The organism is Streptomyces sp. NPDC051662, from assembly GCF_040681655.1.
Taxonomy (GTDB): domain Bacteria; phylum Actinomycetota; class Actinomycetes; order Streptomycetales; family Streptomycetaceae; genus Streptomyces.
The window spans coordinates 1-21,127 of the sequence record NZ_JBFAZD010000020.1; the positions used below are offsets into that span (position 1 = coordinate 1).

Here is a 21,127-nt window from a genome sequence, read left to right on the forward strand (position 1 = left end):
CGGCGACCGCTCCACCTGCTCCACAAACAAATCAGCCAACGACACCGACGGCACCACATGCCCCGTCGCATTCCACTCCACCACCACCCGCCGCCACTCCTCACCCGACAACACATCCAGGTCCCCTACGGTGCGGCCCGGGTCGTCGCAGACCTGTTCCAGGACGCGCAGGAGACGGTCGGCGATCGCGCGGGCGGTCGTGGGGTCGAAGAGTTCGGTGCTGTATTCAAGACCGCCGTACATGCCCGCCGGCGCGCCGTCGGTGGTGAAGCGCTCGCCGAGGTCGAAGGAAAGGTCGAGCTCGGCCGTTCCGGTGTGGCTGGGCAGCAGTTCGGCGTCGAGCCCCGAGAGGCGGCTCAACGCGTTGATCCCGTCATGCCGATAGGTGTTCTGGAAGGCCAGCATCACCTGGAACAGCGGACTGCGCGACAGTGACCGGGCGGGGTTGAGCTCTTCGACGAGGCGCTCGAACGGCACGTCCTGGTGAACGTATCCGGCGAGGTCGGTCTCGCGGACCCGGGCCAGCAGCTCACCGAAGGTGGGGTCACCCGACACGTCGGTCCGCAGCACCAGGGTGTTGACGAACACGCCGACGAGCTCCTCGACCGACTCGTCGGTGCGCCCGGCGATCGGCGAGCCGATGGGGATGTCCTCACCGGCGCCGAGCCGGGACAGCAGTGCCGCGAGCGCCGCCTGCACGACCATGAAGACACTGGTGTTGTGGGCGCGTGCGAGGGCGACCATTCGGGTGTGCAGTGCGGCGGGCACATCGAACTCGAAGTGGGCGCCCGCACCGGTGGCCACGGCAGGACGAGGCCGGTCGACGGGCAGCGACAGTTCCTCGGGCAGGTCGGCCAGCGCCTCCCTCCAGTACGCGAGCTGCCGGTCCGCGAGGCTGTCGGGGTCGCCGGGCGTTCCGAGGACGTCCCGCTGCCACAGCGCGTAGTCCGCGTACTGCAGGGGCAGTGGTGCCCAGTCGGGCATCGTGCCCCGGTGCCTGGCGGCGTAGGCGATGGCGATGTCGCGGACGAGCCGCTCCATGGACCAGCCATCGGCGGCAACGTGATGGACGACGAGCAGGAGCACGTGCTCGGTCTCCGCCGTTGCGAAGAGCCGGGCGCGCAGGGGCGGTTCGGCCGACAGGTCGAAGCGCACGCGGGCCGCACGGTCGAGTTCGGCGTCCAGAGCCGCGGGGTCGGTGTGCGTCACGGGGAGGGGCGGACGGGCCTCCTCGGGTGTGAGCACAGTCTGGTGCAGCCCTTCGGAGTCCTCGGTGAGCATGGTGCGCAGGGCCTCGTGGCGGGTGACGACGTCCGTCAGAGCGGCGTGCAGGGCGGAACGGTCGAGGCGCCCCGAGAGCCTGAGGGCCGCGGGGATGTTGTAGGTCGCGTTGGCGTCCACGTCCTCCAGGCGGTCCAGGAACCACCAGCGCCGCTGCCCGTAGGACGCGGGGATGCGTGCCGGGCGCCGCTCGATGGAGCGCGGCGGTTCGCCGACGGCGCCGGCGCTCGTCAGGGCACGTGCCAGACCTGCCGGGGTGGGCGTGTCGAACAACTGGCGGACGGATATCTCGGCACGGAAGGCGGCTCGTACCCGCGAGACGAGGCGGGTGGCGAGCAGGGAGTGCCCGCCCAGGGTGAAGAAGTCACTGTCGGCACCGACCTGCGGGAGGCCGAGCACCCGTGCGAACAGTTCGCACAGCAGCTCCTCGTGGGCCGTGCGGGGAGCACGGTCGGGGGCGTCACCGGCGTAGTCGGGAGCGGGGAGCGCGGCGCGGTCGAGCTTGCCGTTCGGGGTGAGCGGCAGCTCGTCCAGGAGGACGACGGCGGCCGGGACCATGTACTCGGGCAGGGTGTCGGCGAGCTGCTCGCGCAGTGAGTCGGGGGTGGCGCCGCCCGCCGGGACCGCGTATCCGACGAGCCGGAGGTCTCCTGGCCGGTCCTCACGGGCGATCACCGCGGCCTGGGCGACTTCCGGCAGCCGGGCCAACCGGGCCTGGATCTCGCCGAGTTCGATGCGATGGCCGCGGATCTTCACCTGGCCGTCGGCTCGGCCCACGAACTCGGCCGCTCCGTCGTGCCGTTGGCGTACGAGGTCACCGGTGCGGTACATGCGGGCGCCGGGAGCACCGTGCAGCGGACCGAACGGATCGGCGACGAAGCGCTCGGCGGTGAGGGCCTGGCGCTTCCAATAGCCGCGTGCCAGCCCTGTGCCGGCGATATACAGCTCCCCCACGACTCCCGGCGGGACGGGGCACAGAGCGCTGTCGAGCACATAGGCACGGGTGTTCCAGAAGGGGCGGCCGATGGGAACCGGCCCGTCCGGTGTGGGCTCGCCCGGGTCCAGCCGATGGTCCAGGCAGTTCACGGTGGCCTCGGTGGGGCCGTACGCGTTGTAGACCACGGCGTCCGGGTGCCGACGGCGCCATCCGTCGAGGACGTCGCCGTGCAGGGCCTCTCCTCCGATGATGAGGGTTTCTTCGGGTGAGCCGGCGTCGGGAAGGGCGTCGAGGAGCTCCAGATGGCTGGGCGTGACCTTCATGAAGGTGGGCCGGTCGCCGGTGCGGGCGGTCTCTTCGCTCAGGTCTCCGAGGCGGACGCAGCCGCCGCTGACGAGCGGGGTGTAGAGCGCCGTGACCGTCAGGTCGAAGGCGACCGGCGAGTGCAGCAGTGAGCTGCCGGCCGCGGCCGGGTACACCTGGCGCGCCCGCTGGAGATAGGCGGCCAGGGAGCGGTGTTCGACCACCACACCCTTGGGGCGGCCCGTCGTGCCCGAGGTGTAGATGACATAGGCGGGATGGTGTGGCAGGAGGCGTGTGGAGTGCCCGGCCCCGGCGGCGGGGGGACCGTCCGGCTCGCCGGGTGAGGCGCCCTCGTCGGGTGAGGCACCGGAGGTGTCAGGCACGTCGACGAGGAGGCGCCGGGACGCCGGACCCGGGACACGGTCGGCGAACCGCGTGTCGGTGACGATCAGCGTCGGTTCACAGTCCTCCAGCAGGTAGTGAACGCGGTCGGCCGGGTACTCGGGGTCCACCGGCACATACGCCGCCCCCGCCTTCAGCACCGCGAGCAACGCGACGACCAGGTCAGGGGAGCGGGGCAGCATCAGCGCGACGAACGTCTCGGGACCCGCCCCCGCGCGGCTCAGCCGCCGAGCGAGGCGGTCCGCGCGCTCGTCCAGCTCGGCGTAGGTGAGGACGAGCCCGGGGGACGCGATCGCCGGGTGCCCGGGGGTACGCCGCACCTGGTCGGCCCAGAGCACGGGCAGCGTGGCCGTGGGCACGTCCTCGGCGGTGTCGTTCCACTCCACGAGGACGCGGCGGTATTCGGCGGGGTCCAGGAGGTCGACCCGGCCGACCGGCCGGGCGGTGTCGGCGAGGAGCCGGGACAGGAAGGCGAGGAACCGGTCACGGTGGGCGTGCAGTTCGGCATCGCTGTACAGGTCGGGATGGGCGTCGAAGTCGACGCGGATGCCTCCGGTGCCGTCAGGGGTTCCGCTGATGTGCACGGACAGGTCCCTCACCCGTCCGGTGGAGAGCTGGCGTGCCGTGACAGTGTGGTCGGCGAAGTCCAGGGTCTGGTCGTAGCTGACGAGGTTGACGACGGGGCCGGTCAATGGATTCCCGGCGGTGCGCCCGAAGTCGCGATGCAGGTCCTCGCCGCGGTAGCGCTGGTGCTTGACCGCCGCCAGCACCTGCCGTGCGACATGTCCGGTCAGATCGGCCATGGTGTCGGACGGTCGCACGCGAACACGCAGCGGCACCTCGTTGGCGAGCATGCCGGGGGTGGTGAGCGCGCCGCCGCCCGTGCGCGCGGTGACCGGGAATCCGAGGAGGACATCGGATACGGAGGTCAGCCGCTGGATGTAAGCGGCGAGCGCGGCGGTGAGTACCACGGTCCAGCGGGTGCGAGCCGCCCTGGCGGCTGTCATCAGGCCGCTGACCTGCGACGCGGAAAGCCATGTGGTGGCGCGCAGCTCGCTGTGGGCCGGAGCAGCGGAGCCCTGTACGAGGCGCGGGATCTCGGGGGGATCGGCCAGGGCGTGCGCCCAGTAATCGCGGTCCCGCTCGTGGACGGGGGAACGGCGGTACTCGGCGTCCTCGTCGAGGAGGCGGGACAGGGTGCCGAAGGGGGCGGCGGGCGGTTCGGCGCCCTTGGCGTATGCCGTGTACAGCTCGGCGATCCGCCGGCAGTGCAGGGTCTGGCCCCAGCCGTCGAGGGCGATGTGGTGGTAGCGGAAGGCGAGGAGGTGACGGTCCGGCGCGAGGCGGAGCGACGCGTGCCCGTACAGCGGTCCCCGCGTCAGGTCGACCGGTGTGGCCAGGTCGGCCTTCATCCAGGTCAGAGCAGCGGCGTACGGGTCGGAGTGCCCGCTCAGGTCGATGTGTCGAAGCGGTGCGACGTCGGGGACCGACTGTTGCCACAGACCGTCGCCGTCCTCTGTGAAGCACACCCGCAGCGCTTCGGTCTCCTCGACGGCGCGGGCGACGGCGCGGTCCAACAGGTCGGCTTCCAGCGGCGCGTCGATGTCGAAGAACACACCGCAGTTGTAGAGCGGGCTGCGTGGCTCCAACTGCTGCGCGACCCAGACGCCCAGCTGCGCGGCCGACGTACGGTGGCGCAGGGCTCCGCCCTTGGACATGCTCAACCCGCCTTCTCTGCTACGTCTTCGGGGAGTGCGCGGCCCTCTCCCGGGAGTGCCGTCTCCTCGGGTGGGCGCTCTGAGGTTGTTTCGCGTCAGTCGACCGCGCCGACGGCGATCTCGGCCGCCAGGAATTCCGCGAGGAGGGCGATGGTGGGGTACTCCCACGCCACCGTCGCGTCCAGGCCGACCCCCCAGCGTTCCTCGATCGCACCGGTCAGAGCGATCGCGTGCAGGGAGTCCACGCCGTACTCGGCCATCAGTTCGTCCGGCAGTACGTCGTGACTCGCCCTGCCGACGATGCCGCCGACCTGTTCGGCCAGCCAGTGCCGTATCTCGGTTTCGGACTCGGTGTGTGTGCTCATGTCGCCTCTCCCGGCTTCACGATGCCGGTGTACACGCTGTCCAGACGCCCATCGGAGAAGAGGTCACGCATGGCGGCGCGCTCGATCTTGCCGCTCGTGGTCCGGCGGGTGCCGCCGCGGCGCAACAGGATCACCGCGGCCGGTACGACACCGAAGTCCCGCGCGACCGACTGCCTCATCCGGGCGGCCAGCGCGGCGAGTTGCCGCTGGTCCAGGCCGGAGCGGACCTCGTGGGTGACGACGAGCGACTCCTCGGCGTCACCGTCGGCACGCGGGCTCATCGGAGTGGCGAACACGGCGCCCACATTGCCCAGCTCGGGGTAGCGGACCCGTAGCTCGTGCTCGATGTCCTGCGGGTACAGATTGCGGCCCCGGAAGATCATCATGTCCTTGATGCGGCCGGTCACATAGATCTCACCGTGGTGCACCGTGCCCAGGTCACCGGTCCGCAGATAGCCCGCGTCGCCGTCGGCGGTCGCCGCGCGGAACGTGTCCTCGGTGGCCCGCTCGTCGCCCCAGTACCCCTGGGCGATGCTGGGGCCGCGCAGCCAGAGTTCACCGATGCCGCCGGAGGGAAGTCGCTGTCCGGACGCGGGGTCGACGACGGCCACGTCGAAGCCGTGCGCGGTGCCGTTGCTTGGCAGGTCCCGGCCGCTCCCGGAGAACGGCATGGGGCGGAACTCGCCCCGGCCGAGGGCCTCGGCGTCGACCGTGGTGATGACAGGTTCACGCGCGGGGGCGCCGGACACGAACACCGTGGATTCCGCCAGACCGTAGCAGGGGCAGGCGGCCTCGGCGCGGAATCCCACGGAGGCGAACCGCTTGGCGAACTCGGTCATGGTGCCGGCCTGCACGGGCTCCGAGCCGTTGACCGCGTAACGCCAGCGCGAGAGATCCAGCCCGGTGATCTGGTCGTCGGTCACCTTGCGACAGCAGTAGTCGTAGCCGAAGTTGGGGGCGGCGGACCAGGTGATGCCGTAGGTGTCGATCATCCGCAGCCAGTGGTGCGGCCGTTTGAGGAAGGCGGTCGGATCCATCAGCACACAGGTAGTGCCCTGGAAGAGGGCCGGCAGCGTCTGGGCCATCAGACCCATGTCGTGGTACTGCGGAGCCCATCCGCCGAACCTGGCGTCCTGGGGGACATCGAGGGTGGACCACAGTGTGGCCGCGTTGGTGAGCAGGTTCCCGTGACTGATCATCACGCCCTTGGGCGAGCCCGTCGATCCGGAGGTGTACTGGAGCAGCGCGAGCGTCCCGTGGTCGACGTCGGGTGCCGACCAGTCCTCGGGGTCGGGAAGTTCGCCGCTGTCGCCGACCAGGACGGGGAGCCGGCCGAGCCCTTCCTCCGCCGCCCAGTCCTCGACCGATGGCAGGTTCCCCGTGTCGGTCAGCACAGCGGACGCCCGCGAGTCGGCGGCGATGGCCCGGACCCGCCTGCGCTCATGGGGGAAGCGTCCGGGCAGGGGCGCCGGCACGGCGACCATTCCGGCGTACAGGCAGGCGACGAAGGGGACGATGAATTCGGCGGGCGGGTACAGCAGAAGCACGCGGGAGCCGGCTGGGAAGCGATCGGTCAGTAGAACGGCCAGTTGTCGCGCCCGTATGTCGAGTTCCGCGTAGAAAAGATGGGTCGCGTCACCCTGCTCGGGGTCGCGGACCCAGATCAGGGAATCCTGCCCGGGACGAGAGGCGGCCCGATGCCTGAGGAGCTCCGTCGCGCTGGGATAGTTCATGACATCGGACATGACCCGTCGATTCCTCGATTCTCCGGTGGAAAATTCCTGCTCCGGTATTCCGGTCCCGGTTCCTGTCGGGCACCCGGTCGATTCACGGTCACCAACGCGTTGCGACGCTAGCCGTCGCGACAACTTCGCGTCAAGGAAGTAATGCTGGGGGCGAGGGCTTGCGCACCCGCTCCCCGACCGCTCCACGGAGCGCCGATCAGCGTTTTTAAGCGAGGGTTTGACGGGACCCCTCCGACGCGCGCTGCGTCTTTCGCTGCCGACTTAATGACGGCGCGGTCCTGACCGTTGGGCCGGTTTCACGCGGCAGGCTGCCGCGATTCATCACCGATCCACCGTTCGGGATTACCCCCATCCCGGCTCCGCACCCCCAACAACGCCATTCCCAGCGGAGTCACCGTATGCAGAACGGTGTTTCGGTTGCGATGAGTGGTAATCAGTCCGGATTCCCGGAGAATCGATGCGTGCTGGCTGGCGCCGGCTGAGGAAATTCCCAGCCTTTCGGCCAGTTCCGAGGTGGTGCACGCGGCGGTGAGCGATTGCAGCGCGGCGGCACGGGTCCGGCCGACCAGCGCACCCAGCGCCTGCACAGTGTTGTCGGGTTCGTCCCACAGGACAGCGGCCTGCGGGAAGTCCGGCGACATCGCGAACACCAGGGCCGGGTTTCCCGACTCCGGCTCGGAGCGGATCAGCACGCCCGGCTGGTGCGGCAGGAAGAGAGAGGGCACGAGGGTCAGACCCCGGCCGTCCAGATATACGTCCCCGTCAGGGCCCGGCACCTCCAGCACCGGGCTGTTCCACACAATCTTCGAGTGCAGGGTTTCCAGCAGTCGGTCGACGCCACCGGCCATGGTGATACGGCCACGGGCGTTGCACTCGTACTCCAGGTGCTTGAGCATGCGGTTCCAGTAGGGCGCCACAGCGCAGCGCCACACGTCCCTGACCGCCGTCAGCGCCTCTTCACGGGACAGGCCCAGCGCGCTCAGGGCTCGGTCGTCCACGTCCGGCGCCCCGTCCACCAGGCAGAGCAGATCGTCCGGGGCGCGCACCCGGCTCTGTGGTGAGGCGAGCAACCCGGCGAGCGCGGTGCGCTGTCGCAGGTGTTTCGCGAGGCGGTTGCTCCAGCGCGAATGCGGGGCGCTGCCCGGCCGGCCGAGCAGCCCCAGGGCGAACACGGTCTCGGTGACCGGGCCGAGCGTAGGGCTGAGCCGGGTGCGCGCCAAATCTTCGACCGTGAAGTGAATTCTCTGCACTTTCCGTGGCCTCCCCCGAGACGATACCGACGCAAGAGCGCGTCATACTGCCTTTTCGTGCGTCTGTGGCTGCTGGAGCCCGAGGAGACGCACCGCGTCGTAATAAACCTTCGCCAGACTCTCACATTCGGTGCGCCGCTCTCCGGTGTAGGCCGCGCAGACGCGCTTCAGATCCGCGTAGAAGGCGCTGTCGATCCGGTCCTTGTTCGCGTCGAACTGACCAGCTGCCTTGTAGTTGCGGTAGCCGAAGTCGTGCCGCGCACAGGACATCGCGAAGGGGTAACCGTACGGGTTGTCCGGTGCAGCGGTGCAGTAATCGGTGGACCAGTCGAATCCATAGGCGGCCCAGGCGGCCTGGTTCTGCCGCGCGTTGTTCCACGCCTGGTAGCCGGCGGAGCTTGGCTGCGTCCAGTCCGACAGCACTCTGGGCTTGTCGGCGGGGGCAGCCTGTGCCGGAATGACCATCACCAGGGTCGCTGCCGCCGCCGCGGCGGCCATGACCGGCATACGTAACCGACGAAGCATCCTTGACCTCCGAAAGGGGCGTGGCTCAATACAGCCACGGTGTGTGAAGAAAGCACTCGGATTCTTTCGTGCGTACTTCACAGTCTGCGGGAGCCGGATATGAGGGCTTTATCGAATGACTATGTCGAGCCTCAGCCGGTGCTGCGGCCGGTCAGAAGCAGTTGGCACTGAGTCGGCTGGGGCAAGGGCGGCGTCCCGAGTCGGTCCGCTGTGTCAGCCGCAGCGTCGCCTGCTCCAGCGAGTCCTCGGCGAGCAACTGTTCGGCGTGCAGCCGCAGGAGGTGGGGGTAGCGGTAGCTCAGGCCGCCGCCGTGTACCCGTCTTCTCACTTCGAGCAGATTCAGGTCGACAAGCCGTTCCAGCGTGTCTTCGGCGTCCGACGGATTCATGTACAGCACCTCGGCCGCCGCCCCGACGTCGAAGTCGTTGCCGGAGGTGGCGCTCAACGCACGGTAGGCAGCCGTCGTACCCGAGGGCAGATGACGCAGCGCCCGGTCGAAGCAGGCGCGCGGGGAGCTCTCGCCGTAGCCGAGTGCGTCCAGGCGGCGCCGCGGATCGATCAGCCGGTCCACCAGGTCCTCGACGTTCCAGTGGGGTTTGCTCCCCAGCTTGACGCCGGCGGCCCGAATCGCCAGCGGCAATCGGGCGCACAGCTCCAGCAGGCGGTCCACGGCGTCAGGCTCGGCCGCGATACGCTCCCGCCCCGTGACGGCGGCGAGGAGCGCGATGGCGTCCGCGTGCTCGATCTGGCCGAGCCGCAGGCCCGCCGCCCCTCGGCTGTGCATGAACGGTTCCAGCCCGGTGACCAGGACACAACACTGTCCGCCTCCCGGGAGGAGCGGCTCAACCTCCTGGAAAGCGGTGGCGTTGTCGATGACGACGAGCGCGCGCCGGTCGGCGAGCATGCTGCGGTACGCGGCCGAGCACTCACCGAGGTCCCGCGGCACATGGTCGGGGTGCACGCCGAGGGAGCGCAGGAACCGCTGCAGGACGGACAGGGCCTTATACCCGGGCGAGCCTGCCAAGGTCTCCCGGATGTCGACGTAGAGATGCCCGTCGGGGAAGTGCTCGGCGTTGGCGCGGCCCCAGTGCACCGCCAGCGCGGTCTTTCCCGTTCCCGGGCTGCCGCTGATGAAGCACACTGTGGTGCGCCGCCTGCCGTGTTCCACGGACAACAGGGCGTCAAGCGTCCTCAGTTCGTCGCGGCGTCCCACGATCTCGCCTACACTCAGCGGCAGTTCGGACGGACGACTGTGCTGCTCCCACTCCACGCATGGGCCCTCCTCGACCGCCGGGGACACGGACGTGTCCTTGAGGATCGCGTCGTGGAGTGCCTGCAGTTCGGCGCCCGGCTCCAGACCGAGCTCGTCGATTGACAACGTTCGCCCTTCGCGGAAGGTACGTAACGCTTCCGCCCGCTGGCCCGCCCGGTACTGGGCCTGCATGAGCGTGGCACGCAGCTGCTCGCGCAGCGGGTGGGTGTGCAGCAGGGCGCTCAGATCGCCGATGATGGAACGGTGTTCGCCCAACTTGAGGCGCAGGGTCATGAGCTGTTCCGTGGCGAGCAGCCGCTGCTCCGACAGCCGCGTGGCCGCCGCCTCGGCGAACTGCGCGGGCACATCGCTCAGTGCCGGTCCGCGCCACAACGCCAACGCCTGTTTGAGGGCCTTGGCCGCTTCCACCAGGTGCCCCTCCTGCCCCAGGCCGTAGCCGCGCTCCACCTCACGGGCGAACTCCTGGGTGTCGAGATGCTTCCCCGAGAGGCAGAGCTGATAGCCCGGCTGGACGGTGGCTATCACCTCGTCCGTGCAGCCGGCGTTCCGGAACAGCTTGCGCAGTGCGGCCACACAGATCGACACCTGGGTTCGCGCGGTGTTCGGGGGCCTTCCGTCCCAGACCTCCCTGACAAGGGAGTCGACGGAGACGACTCTCCCCTGGGCTAATAAGAGGCGGGCGAGCACCGCTCGTTGACGTACCCCGCGAATCTGCAGCGACTTCCCGTCGACGGTGGCCTCCAACGGCCCCAGCATCTTGAACTCCAGGCCGGACCGTGACATATCCGCCCTTTCTTGCCCCTCCCTGAGTCCACGCCTGAGCACCGGTCGGCCATGTTCTGCGGACATCATCGCGCGACACCCCCTCCCCCGCGTAAGGCACGAGTCCCCCCGAGCGCTTCCTTCCCTGCCAAACTGGCGGTAGCGAGATCCTTACATGCCACAGCCCTATTGAACCTACCGTTTCCCGCCACGCACCATGTGCCCCAATACGGCATCCGAACCCGATATGACGCCTCAATGGGGCTCTCACCAGGGAGAGTTGTTCATCCGATAACGGTGCGATGGGCCAAGAATGGCCAAAAGGACGCATGATTGGTTCAACAGGGCAGGGCGCCTGTCGGCGGCTTGCTCCGGTCATGCCTGGCATGGTCAACGTCCTCAGCAGCGGTATCTGGACGGGTGTCAACGTGGACGCGTCGCAGTTCAGCGGTCTGCAGACCAAGCGCCTCGCCTGGGGTGCCGTCTTCGAGGGCTGCTCCACCCAGGTGGCGCTCGACGGCACCCGAGCGTGGGACGCCAAAGAACCCAACGTCGCCGAACTCAGGGCCTCGTTCACGCCCTACCAGGGCCAGGCATAGCCAGATCGCTTCGGAAGCCGTGCCCTACCGATCCTGACCGGTGACGTTCCGCGGGCCAGGTGCGGCGTCCGTCACCGCGCTGCCCGGCCGGCCGGGCGAACCGGCCGGCCGGGGGCTCTCAGTCGGTGATCTTGAACGTGTCCGCCGAGTCGTTCTGGGTCGCGACCTGTCCCGGGTGCAGGTTCCGCACCTGGTTACCTGTGAAGGACCCGGTGCCGGTGACTCCCGAGGTGATCCGGATTCCCTGGGTTGCCGGACCATCGATCGTGTTGTTCTTCAGGGTCGCGGTGACACGCGTCCGGTCGATGTAGAGGCCCGCGCGAAGGGCCCCGCGCAGGACATTGTCGGTCAGGGTGACGTTCGTGTAGGCGTCCGGATAGAGCGAGGTGCTCGTGGGAGAGCTGATCCGGACACCGTGCCGGACGCCGTTCCAACCGCCGCCGCCGAGCAGGACGTTTCCGCTGACCGTGGCGGACTCCAAGGGGTGTCCCGTATCGCCGAACACACCGATGTCCAGGGCGCTGTTCGACGACACACTGTTCACCAGGTTGTTCCTCATCTCGATGTTCCGCCCGCCGGCGATCCGGAGGCCGTTGGCACACCGGGGCGCGATCGCGGTGTTGTTCAGGACCTTCGCGCCGACCAGTTGGCCATTGGTCCCGGCGGCGCCTGAGTCGGAGTAGACCGCGAAGGAGTCGTCTCCGGTGCCCCGGGCGAAGTTGTTCTGGACCGTGATGTCGAGGCCGAGTTTGTCGGGATTCTCTGTGTTGCCGTTGTTGATGTTGAACCCGTCGCCGTAGGTGTCAGCGGTCCGGCTGTCCCGAATGGTGCCACCCGTGCCCGACAGCCAATTGGCGTCGATGTGCCGTGTCCAGATCCGGTCGATCTGCCACCCACCGGCACCGCTGGCGTTGATTCCGTAGTCGGAGCCTCCGGTGCCACCGACTCCCCGCCAGATGGCGTTCGCATCGATCTGGAGATCCGAGACCGCGGTGCCCGAGCCCACCAGGATCTGCGAGCGCCATGCGTTGGGCGGAAGGGGAACCTTGCGATAGAGCGTGGTGTACCACATGCCGGCTCCCCGCACCGTCACGCCGGTGAGGTCCAGCGGCTTGGAAACCAGGCTGTTCGTCAGGTACTCGCCCCGCGGGATCCACACCGACTTCCCCTGCTCCCGGGCGGCGTTCACCGTGTCCTGGATGGCGACCGTCGAATCCTTCGAGAAGTTCGGGTCCGCGCCGTAGGTCACGACGGAGAGCGAATTGGCCGGCTGGGCCAGTGCGGCCCCGACGTTCTCCAGATCCTCCGGTGCATGTGTCACCTCTTGAATGGATTGACGACAGGTCTTGATGGGATTGACGAGCGGAGCGGGATCAACGGGCCGCCGCGAGCAGGTGCTCGCCCGCCCGAGGCGTCCGAAACTCGGGCCCTCGGTGCGCGGTCGCACCGAGGGCCCTATGGGAATGAGCCGAAGTCGCCCGCCACGCCAGATCCCACGCCCCCTGGACGAGTGACGAGTGGGGGCAAGCAGGTGCGGCTGATGGCGTGGCCGCGCCGTCATGTAATTCCATCGAGTTGCGTTAGTCAATACGTTCGACGGTGCGAACGCGGGCGCATCGAGCGGGCCTTGGAGGGCGTCCCGCCTTCGGGGCGAGGAGTTGAGAGCAGGCCCGATTGACCTCCCGCACGCACTCCGGGCGGCTCGGCGGCACCTCTTATTGCAGATGATATGGAGGGTTTCACTCAGCTTTACGCCTATAATTCCCGTTGCGAGGAACGGCCCTCGCGCACCCCTCTCTCAACTTCGTCCAACATATTGACAAACTTCGGCGCCGGTTCATACGTTCAGATCGCAGCCGGTTCAACTCGGCCCGGGCGGAGGCAGCTGCTTCGCCCCGACCTGTTGGGCGACCTCACCCGACCCCGATCGCCGCACGCTGCCGTGCGGCGCCGATGGGAGCGCGCATCACCTTGACCAGCGACAACCGCCGAGCACTCGTCGTCCGCGGTGGATGGGACGGGCATCAGCCCGTAACGATCAGCGACGGATTCGTGCCATTCCTCAAGGAGCGGGGATTCACCGTCGAGACCTCCGAGGACCTCGCGGTGTACGAGGACGCGGAGCGCTTGGCCGCCACCGACCTGATCGTGCAGTGCTGGACCATGGGGACCATCACCCGGGAGCAGAGCACCGGCCTCGCCGCCGCGGTACGCGCGGGCACCGGGCTCGCCGGCTGGCACGGCGGGATCATCGACTGCTTCCACGATCACGGTTACCACCTGCTGACCGGTGGCAAGTTCGTGATGCACCCGCCGGGTTTCCACCAGCACACGGTGCACCCGCTGCCCGAGCGCGCCGACCACCCCGTCATCGCGGGGCTCGACGACTTCGCCGTGCACACCGAGCAGTACTGGGTGCTCACCGACCCGCACATCGATGTGCTTGCCACCACCACCTTCCCGCCGGACGAACTGCATGACCGGCCCACGGTGATGCCGGCCGTGTGGACCAGGACCTCGGGCGCTGGACGGGTCTTCGTCTCGACCATCGGGCACAAGCCCGACGACTTCGATGTGCCGGAAGTCCGCACGCTCACCGAAAGGGGACTGCTGTGGGCGAGCCGCTGAAGCCTTTGAACATCGGCATCGTGGGCGCGGGAAAGATCAGCGGCGCCTACCTCTCGACGCTGCGGGGTCTGCCGTCCGTGCGGCTGACCGCCGTCACCGACCTCGACCGAAGCCGCGCGCGGGCCGTCGCGGAACAGGCGCGGGACGGAGAGGAAGTCGCCGTGCTGCCGTCCGTGGCCGCCCTGGTGGCCAGGGACGACGTGGACGCCGTTCTCAACCTCACGATTCCGGCCGCACACGCGGACGTCGCCCTGGCGGCGCTCCGTGCGGGCAAGCATGTGTACGGCGAGAAGCCCCTCGCGGCCAACCGCGAGGAGGCCGATGCCGTGCTGGCCGCGGCGCGCGAGGCGGGACTGCGGGTCGGCTGCGCGCCCGACACCGTCCTCGGCACCGGGACCCAGACCGCGCGCAAGGCGGTGGACGACGGTCTGATCGGTACGCCCGTGGCGGCCACCGCCTTCATGACCGGCGCGGGCCACGAGAAGTGGCACCCGGACCCGGAGTTCTACTACCGGCCGGGTGGTGGCCCGCTGCTCGACATGGGGCCGTACTACCTGTCCGCCCTGGTCCATCTCCTCGGCCCGGTGGTCCGGGTGACCGGAGCGTCCTCCCGGCCGCGTACGCGGCGGACCATCGGCAGCGGTCCCCGAGCGGGACACACCTTCCCGGTGGAGGTGGACACCCACATCACCGGTGTCCTGGAGCATGCCGGAGGCGCCCTGTCCACTCTGGTCATGAGCTTCGACGTGCGCGCCGCGCGGCTGCCGCGCATCGAGGTGCACGGCACCGATGCCTCGTTGTCCGTGCCCGACCCGAACAATTTCGACGGTGCCGTGGAGATCCACCGCGGTGACGGCTGGGAGACCCTGCCCCCGTCCGCCGGCTACCCGGGCGCCGGGCGAGGCACCGGTCTCGCCGATCTCGCCGAGGCCCTGTCCGACGGGCGTCCGCACCGCGCGTCGGCTGAACTCGCCGCGCATGTCCTGGACACGATGCTCACCCTCATGGACGCGGCGGACCAGGGCCGCGCGCTCCCGGTGACAAGCACCTGCGAGCGCCCCGCCCCGGTGGCCCCGACCGATCGCTGATCACACCGCGTCCGACCGCACCACCCTCGACTGCCCCCACACGCTCGCAGCAACAGGAGACCCCCTTCATGCATGACGACCGGAAGCTGGTCGAAGCACGTCTGGAACGCGTCCTCAGGGAACGCATCCGGCCGGCTGTCCACCCCGTCACGACGCCCCTGGCCGTGGAGATCTGGTCCACCGCGGGCGAACCCGTCCCCGTAGCCGAGGGGTTGGCGGCACCGACCGTCCCCATCGCCCCCGGCACACCGTGGGGCCTGCCCTGGGGAACCAGCTGGTTCAAGGTCACCGGCTCCGTCCCCGCCGAGTGGTCGGGCCGTACCGTCGAGGCCGTACTCGACCTCGGATTCACCCCGAGGACCCCGGGGTTCCAGTGCGAGGGCCTCGTGTACCGGCCCGACGGCACCCCGGTCAAGGGACTGCACCCGCGCAACGCGTACGTCCGTGTCGGATCACCGGTGACGGGCGGGGAGCAGGTCCACTGGCATATCGAGGCCGCCTCCAACCCCGACCTCGACGGGAGCGGGGTGCCGTTCCAGCCGACGCCGATGGGCGACAAGGCAACGGCGGGCGAAGCTCCCCAATACGTGCTCGGCGAGATGCGGTTGGTCGTCTTCGACGAGACGGTGTGGAACCTGGTCATGGACCTGGAAGTCCTCGGTGAGCTCATGGTGGAGCTGCCCCTCGACGGGGCACGCCGCTGGGAGATCCTGCGCGCGGTCGGCCGGGCCCTGGACGCGGTCGACCTCCAGGACGTCAACGGCACGGCCCAGGCGGCGCGTGACGAACTCGCCGGTGTGCTCGCCGCGCCCGCCACGCCCGCGGCGCACCGCATCAGTGCCGTCGGGCATGCCCACATCGACTCCGCCTGGCTGTGGCCGCTGCGCGAGACGGTCCGCAAGGTGGCCCGTACGGCGTCGAACATGACGGCGCTCCTCGATGAGGAGCCCGACTTCGTCTTCGCCATGTCGCAGGCCCAGCAGTTCGCCTGGATCAAGGAGCACCGGCCCGAGGTGTACGCCCGGGTCACGAAGGCCGTCGCGGAGGGCAGGTTCGTACCCACCGGCGGGATGTGGGTGGAGTCCGACACCAACATGCCGGGGTCCGAGGCGATGGCCCGGCAGTTCGTCCACGGCAAACGCTTCTTCCTGGAAGAGTTCGGCATCGAGAGCGACGAGGCATGGCTGCCGGACACCTTCGGCTTCGCGGCGGGCCTGCCGCAGATCATCAGGGCCGCCGGCGCCACGCGACTGCTCACCCAGAAGATCTCCTGGAGCCGGACCAACTCCTTCCCGCACCACACGTTCTCCTGGGAGGGCATCGACGGCTCCCGCGTCTTCACCCACTTCCCGCCCGTCGACTCGTACAACTGTGAGATGGCGGGCCGGCAGATCGCCCACGCGGCGCGCAACTTCAAGGAGAAGGGCGTCGCCACCCGCTCCCTCGCGCCGACCGGTTACGGGGACGGCGGGGGTGGGACCACCCGCGAGATGGTCGCCAAGGCGGCCCGGATGCGCAGTCTGGAGGGCGCGGCGACAGTCGAGTGGGAGGCCCCCGCCGACTTCTTCGCCAAGGCCGAGGCGGAGTACCCCGACCCGCCCGTGTGGGTCGGGGAGCTCTACCTCGAACTGCACCGCGCCACGCTCACCAGCCAGGCCGGGACCAAACGCGGCAACCGGCGCAGCGAGTCGCTTCTCACGGAGGCCGAGCTGTGGGCCGCCACCGCGGCGGCGCGCGCCGACATGCCGTATCCCTACGAAGAGTTGGACCGCATCTGGAAGACGGTGCTCCTGCACCAGTTCCATGACATCCTGCCCGGCTCCTCGATCGCCTGGGTGCACCGCGAGGCACGCGAGACCTACGCGCGGCTCGCCGCGGAGCTGGAAGGCATCATCGCGGGTGCGCAGCGCGCGCTCGCCGGTGACGCGCCGGGCGGCGCCGAGCTGGTGTTCAACTCGGCTCCGCACGCCCGCGGTTCCGTCCCGGCCGGGGGTGCCTCGGTCCTGACCGCCCAGGGCGACGCGGTGTCTCCCGTCCCGCGCGAGGGGGGCGGGTACGTCCTCGCCAATGGCCTGCTGCGGGTCGAGATCGACGGACGCGGCCTCGTGGTCTCCGCGTACGACCGCGTCACGGACCGGGAGGCCATCGCACCCGGGCAGGCGGCCAATCTGCTCCAGCTCCACCCCGACTTCCCCAACCAGTGGGACGCGTGGGACGTCGACGCCTTCTACCGGAACGTCGGCAGCGATCTCACCGAGGTGGCCCGGCTGGATGTCGAGGGCACCTCGGTGCGTGTCGAGCGGGTCTTCGGGGCGTCCCGGGTCACTCAGCTTCTGTCGGTTCCGGCGGACGCCAAGCGACTCGACATCGACACCGAAGTGGACTGGCACGAGACCGAGCGCTTCCTGAAGCTGGCGTTCCCGCTGGATGTGAAGGCCGATCGGTATGCCTCCGAAACCCAGTTCGGCCACGTTTACCGGCCCACCCACCAGAACACGAGCTGGGAGTGGGCCAAGTTCGAGGCGTGCAACCACCGTTTCGTGCATATCGATGAGCCGGGCTGGGGCGTGGCGGTGGTCAACGACGCGACCTACGGCCACGACGTGACCCGTACGGTACGCACCGGCCCCGACGCGGGCACGACGACCACCGTGCGCGCGTCGCTGCTGCGCGCTCCCCGCTACCCGGATCCCGAGACCGACCAGGGCGTCCACCGGTTCCGGCACGCACTGGTGCCGGGCGCGACGATCGGCGACGCCGTCCGTGAGGGCCACCGGGCCAATCTGCCCGAACGCCGGGTCACCGGCTCCGCCGCCGCGGCGGTCGCGCCACTGGTGACCACGGACAATGACGCCGTCGTGGTCAGCGCCGTGAAGCTGGCCGACGACCGCAGCGGTGACCTGGTGGTACGCCTCTACGAGGCACACGGAGGCCGGGCCCGCGCCACCGTCCGTATCGACGCCTTCGCCACCGACCGCGCCGTCACCACGGATCTGCTCGAACGCCCGCTCGCGGACGCCGAACCGCCGACGGCGGCCGACGGCGGTGTCGTACTCGCCCTGCACCCGTTCCAGATGGTGACCCTGCGCCTGCCGCGCGCCTGACGCTGTGCCGACCCGGGACGGCGGCCGATCAGCGCGTATCGAACACGACCAGCACCCACAAATGCATATCAGTACGTAGCGAAAGAGGCCCCCTCTCATGACAGCCAGAGCCGAACATCCCGAACGCCCCAGGGCGGTATGCGTCATGAACCCCGGTACCGCCGAGCTCGTACTCCCCGAGGACCAGCGCGCCCGGCTGTCCGCGCTGGTCCGGCTCGCCCCCGACGCGTCCGGAGCCGATCTGGGAGCCGCACTCGCCGACGCGGAGATCCTGGTCAGCGGCTGGGGGTGCCCCCGTCTGACGGCCGACGTCCTGGCGGGGGCACCCCACCTGCGTGCCGTGATGCACGCCGCCGGTACCGTCAAGCCGATCGTCAGCGACGCGGTCTGGGAACGCGGGATCGTCGTGTCGTCGGCGGCCGACGCCAACGCGGGTCCCGTCGCCTCCTGCACCGTCGCCCTCATCACGCTCGCCGCGCGCCGGACGCTGACGATGGCGGCCGGTTACGCCGGTGGCTGGCCGGACTTCGCCGACCGATCGGGCGCCGACGGGCTCACGGTCGGGATCATCGGCGCCTCGCGCATCGGGCGCCGGGTCATCGCCCAACTGGCCCGCTCCGACGCGGGTTTCCGGGTGTTGCTGAGCGATCCGTACGTCACGGACGAGGAGGCGCGGCGGCTCGGCGCCGAGCGGGTCGAACTCGCCGATCTCTGCGCACAGTCGGCGGTGGTCAGCGTCCATGCCCCGCTCCTGCCTCAGACCACGGGCCTGCTCGACGCCGCGATGCTCGCGCTCATCCCCGACGGGGGCGCCCTCATCAACACCGCTCGGGGCGCCATCGTCGACACGGACGCGCTGACAGCCGAATGCGCCTCCGGGCGGCTGGAGGCGTACCTCGATGTGACGGCCCCCGAACCCCTGCCGCCCGGCCACCCGCTGCTCTCCCTGCCGAATGTGCTGGTCACCCCGCACATAGCAGGCGCACAGGGGAGCGAGGTACGAAGGCTCGGCCAGTACGCGGTCGCCGAGGTCGCCCGGTGGGTGGCGGGCGAGCAGCTGCTCGGCGAGGTCACCCGCGAAGCGCTCCCGCGCCTCGCCTGACGGACGGCGCGAGCACACACCCCGGAACAGACAAGGAGGCCGGACCGCCGCTCGAACTTCCGCATGACCTGCTGACCCCGGGAGTGGCCGAAGACGCCCTTCTCCCGGTGAAAGGGCTTCACATCATGACAACGCTTGACCAACCCGCCGCCCGCCCGGCCGAGAAGGCCGAGCCGGCGGACAAGGGCGGACTACGGCGGCTGCGTCCAGGCAGCCGCCGGGACATGGCCCTGTTCTGGTTCCTCATACCGGGCATCGTGGTGCTGCTCCTCTTCCACTACATCCCGCTGCTGGGCAACATCATCGCGTTCCAGGACTACCAGCCGTTCATCGGCATCATGCACAGCCCCTGGAGCGGACTGAGCAACTTCGATGTCATCTTCAACGGCGACGACCAGTTCCTCAAGGCACTGGTCAATACCCTGGAACTCACCCTGATCCAGGTCGTGTTCGTCTTCCCCGTGCCGATCGTGCTGGCGCTCGCGCTGAACAGCCTGGTCAGTGAGCGGATCAAGAAGTGGGTGCAGAACATCCTGTATCTGCCGCACTTCCTGTCGTGGGTGGTCATCGTGGCCCTCTTCCAGCAGATGCTGGGCGGCACCGGCATGCTCAACCTGTTCCTTCAGGCGCAGGACTTGGGTACCTGGAACATCATCGGCGACCCCGACCTCTTCAAGACACTCATCACCTCCCAGGTGATCTGGAAGGACGCCGGCTGGGGCACCATCCTCTTCCTGGCGGCCCTCTCCCGCGTCGACAGCAACCTCTACGAGGCCTCCGCCATGGACGGCGCCAGCCGCTTCCGGCAGACCTGGCACGTCACCCTGCCTGCCCTGCGCGGCCTGGTGATCCTGCTGCTCATCCTCCGCCTCGGCGACGCCCTGTCCGTCGGCTTCGAGCAGATCCTGCTGCAGCAGACCGCCGTCGGCCTGGACAGCAGCGAGGTGCTGGACACCTACGTCTTCAACAACGGTGTCGTCGGCGGGCAGTGGGGCGTAGCCGCCGCCGTCGGACTGGTCAAGGGCGTGATCGGGATCCTGCTCGTGCTGGGCGCCAACAAGGTCGCCCATCTCTTCGGCGAAGAAGGTGTCTACCGGTCATGACAACGCTGTCTCCCAGCCGCCCCGTACGCGGCGGCAAGCCGCGCAGGTCCTACAGCGCCGTCCCCGGTGAGAGCCCCGGCACCCCGCCCTGGCGCGCCCTGAAGTCGCTGCTTCTGCTGGTCTGCGTGCTCCTGGTCGTGCTGCCCTTCCTCGCGATCATCTCGACCTCGATCGCCGACCCCGCCCAGCTCACCAAGGCCGGTGGCTTCGTGCTCTGGCCCGACAGCCCGACCTTCGAGTCGTACTCGGCACTGCTCTCCGGCGGTCTGGTGTCACAGGCCATGATGGTGAGCGTCGGGGTCACCGTGGTGGGCACCGCCCTCAGCCTCGTCACCTCCATCATGCTGGCGTACGGGCTGAGCCGGCCCGGCTCCTTCGGGCACAAGCCGGTGCTGATGCTGCTGCTGATGTCCCTGCTGTTCGTGCCGGGTGTCATCCCGACCTATCTGATGGTCAAGCAGCTCGGCCTGATCAACAGCTACTGGTCGCTGATCCTGCCCACCATGGTCAACGCGTTCAACGTGATCGTGCTGCGCTCCTTCTTCATGGGCCTGCCCCGCGAGCTGATCGACGCCGCCCGCATCGACGGCGCGTCGGAGTGGTCGATCCTCACCAGGATCGTGATCCCGCTGTCCAAGGCGTCCATCGGCGTCATCGGCCTCTTCTACGCCGTGACGTACTGGAACGCCTTCTTCAACGCCCTGCTGTTCATGAACGACGCGGCCAAGTGGCCCATGCAGCTCGTGCTGCGCACCTACGTCGTCAACAACGCCTCGCTCAGCGGTGGCCAGCTGGACGTAGCCGCCGGGGTGCCGGTGCCGCCCGCCCAGTCGCTGCAGGCGGCGATCCTCGTACTGTCGATCGTGCCGATCGTGCTCGTCTACCCCTTCGTTCAGCGTCATATGAACAAGGGCGTCATGGTCGGAGCGGTGAAGGGATGAG

General features: G+C 69.2%; 14 protein-coding genes. 7 read left to right on the forward strand and 7 right to left on the reverse strand.

The window, feature by feature from the left end:
• The 6 genes from AB0M67_RS28650 to AB0M67_RS28675 form a co-directional block, all read right to left on the reverse strand.
• Positions 1-4,641, reverse strand: a 4,641-nt coding sequence (locus AB0M67_RS28650) for an amino acid adenylation domain-containing protein (RefSeq protein ID WP_365750064.1), incomplete at its 3' end; no start/stop codon positions are given.
• Between the two features lie 95 nt (positions 4,642-4,736).
• On the reverse strand, positions 4,737-5,006 hold the full coding sequence (locus tag AB0M67_RS28655) for an acyl carrier protein (protein ID WP_365750066.1): 270 nt from the start codon (positions 5,004-5,006) through the stop codon (positions 4,737-4,739).
• Complete coding sequence (locus AB0M67_RS28660; protein WP_365750067.1) at positions 5,003-6,751, reverse strand: fatty acyl-AMP ligase; 1,749 nt, start codon at positions 6,749-6,751, stop codon at positions 5,003-5,005. The genes AB0M67_RS28655 and AB0M67_RS28660 overlap by 4 nt, the downstream gene beginning before the upstream one ends.
• Positions 6,752-7,047: 296 nt before the next feature.
• Positions 7,048-7,971 carry a winged helix-turn-helix domain-containing protein gene (locus tag AB0M67_RS28665; protein ID WP_365750069.1) on the reverse strand — a complete coding sequence of 308 codons (924 nt, stop codon included), beginning with the start codon at positions 7,969-7,971 and terminating at the stop codon, positions 7,048-7,050.
• Positions 7,972-8,043: 72 nt separating this feature from the next.
• On the reverse strand, positions 8,044-8,526 hold the full coding sequence (locus AB0M67_RS28670) for a phospholipase (RefSeq protein WP_365750071.1): 483 nt from the start codon (positions 8,524-8,526) through the stop codon (positions 8,044-8,046).
• Positions 8,527-8,677: 151 nt separating this feature from the next.
• Complete coding sequence (locus AB0M67_RS28675) at positions 8,678-10,582, reverse strand: BTAD domain-containing putative transcriptional regulator (protein WP_365750073.1); 1,905 nt, start codon at positions 10,580-10,582, stop codon at positions 8,678-8,680.
• Positions 10,583-10,938: 356 nt separating this feature from the next.
• Here AB0M67_RS28675 and AB0M67_RS28680 point away from each other — a divergent pair, with 356 nt between their 5' ends.
• On the forward strand, positions 10,939-11,160 hold the full coding sequence (locus tag AB0M67_RS28680; protein ID WP_365750074.1) for a hypothetical protein: 222 nt from the start codon (positions 10,939-10,941) through the stop codon (positions 11,158-11,160).
• A 118-nt stretch (positions 11,161-11,278) separates the two neighbouring features.
• Here AB0M67_RS28680 and AB0M67_RS28685 read toward each other — a convergent pair whose 3' ends face one another.
• Positions 11,279-12,481: a glycosyl hydrolase family 28-related protein gene (locus AB0M67_RS28685; RefSeq protein ID WP_365750076.1), complete on the reverse strand. Its 1,203-nt coding sequence runs from the start codon at positions 12,479-12,481 to the stop codon at positions 11,279-11,281.
• Positions 12,482-13,113: 632 nt separating this feature from the next.
• On the opposite strand from AB0M67_RS28685, the gene AB0M67_RS28690 reads away from it, so the two are divergent.
• From AB0M67_RS28690 to AB0M67_RS28715, 6 genes are all read left to right on the forward strand, one after another.
• Positions 13,114-13,788: a ThuA domain-containing protein gene (locus AB0M67_RS28690; protein WP_365750078.1), complete on the forward strand. Its 675-nt coding sequence runs from the start codon at positions 13,114-13,116 to the stop codon at positions 13,786-13,788.
• Positions 13,773-14,876, forward strand: a complete 1,104-nt coding sequence (locus AB0M67_RS28695) for a Gfo/Idh/MocA family oxidoreductase (RefSeq protein WP_365750080.1) — start codon at positions 13,773-13,775, stop codon at positions 14,874-14,876. The genes AB0M67_RS28690 and AB0M67_RS28695 overlap by 16 nt, the downstream gene beginning before the upstream one ends.
• Before the next feature lie 68 nt (positions 14,877-14,944).
• Positions 14,945-17,980: a glycoside hydrolase family 38 C-terminal domain-containing protein gene (locus AB0M67_RS28700; protein WP_365750082.1), complete on the forward strand. Its 3,036-nt coding sequence runs from the start codon at positions 14,945-14,947 to the stop codon at positions 17,978-17,980.
• A 97-nt stretch (positions 17,981-18,077) separates the two neighbouring features.
• Entirely contained in the window at positions 18,078-19,082 is a 1,005-nt protein-coding gene (locus tag AB0M67_RS28705; RefSeq protein ID WP_365750084.1) for a hydroxyacid dehydrogenase, read from the forward strand.
• A gap of 125 nt (positions 19,083-19,207) precedes the next feature.
• On the forward strand, positions 19,208-20,185 hold the full coding sequence (locus AB0M67_RS28710; RefSeq protein WP_365750086.1) for an ABC transporter permease subunit: 978 nt from the start codon (positions 19,208-19,210) through the stop codon (positions 20,183-20,185).
• Entirely contained in the window at positions 20,182-21,126 is a 945-nt protein-coding gene (locus tag AB0M67_RS28715; RefSeq protein ID WP_365750087.1) for a carbohydrate ABC transporter permease, read from the forward strand. The genes AB0M67_RS28710 and AB0M67_RS28715 overlap by 4 nt, the downstream gene beginning before the upstream one ends.
• Position 21,127: the final 1 nt, after the last annotated feature.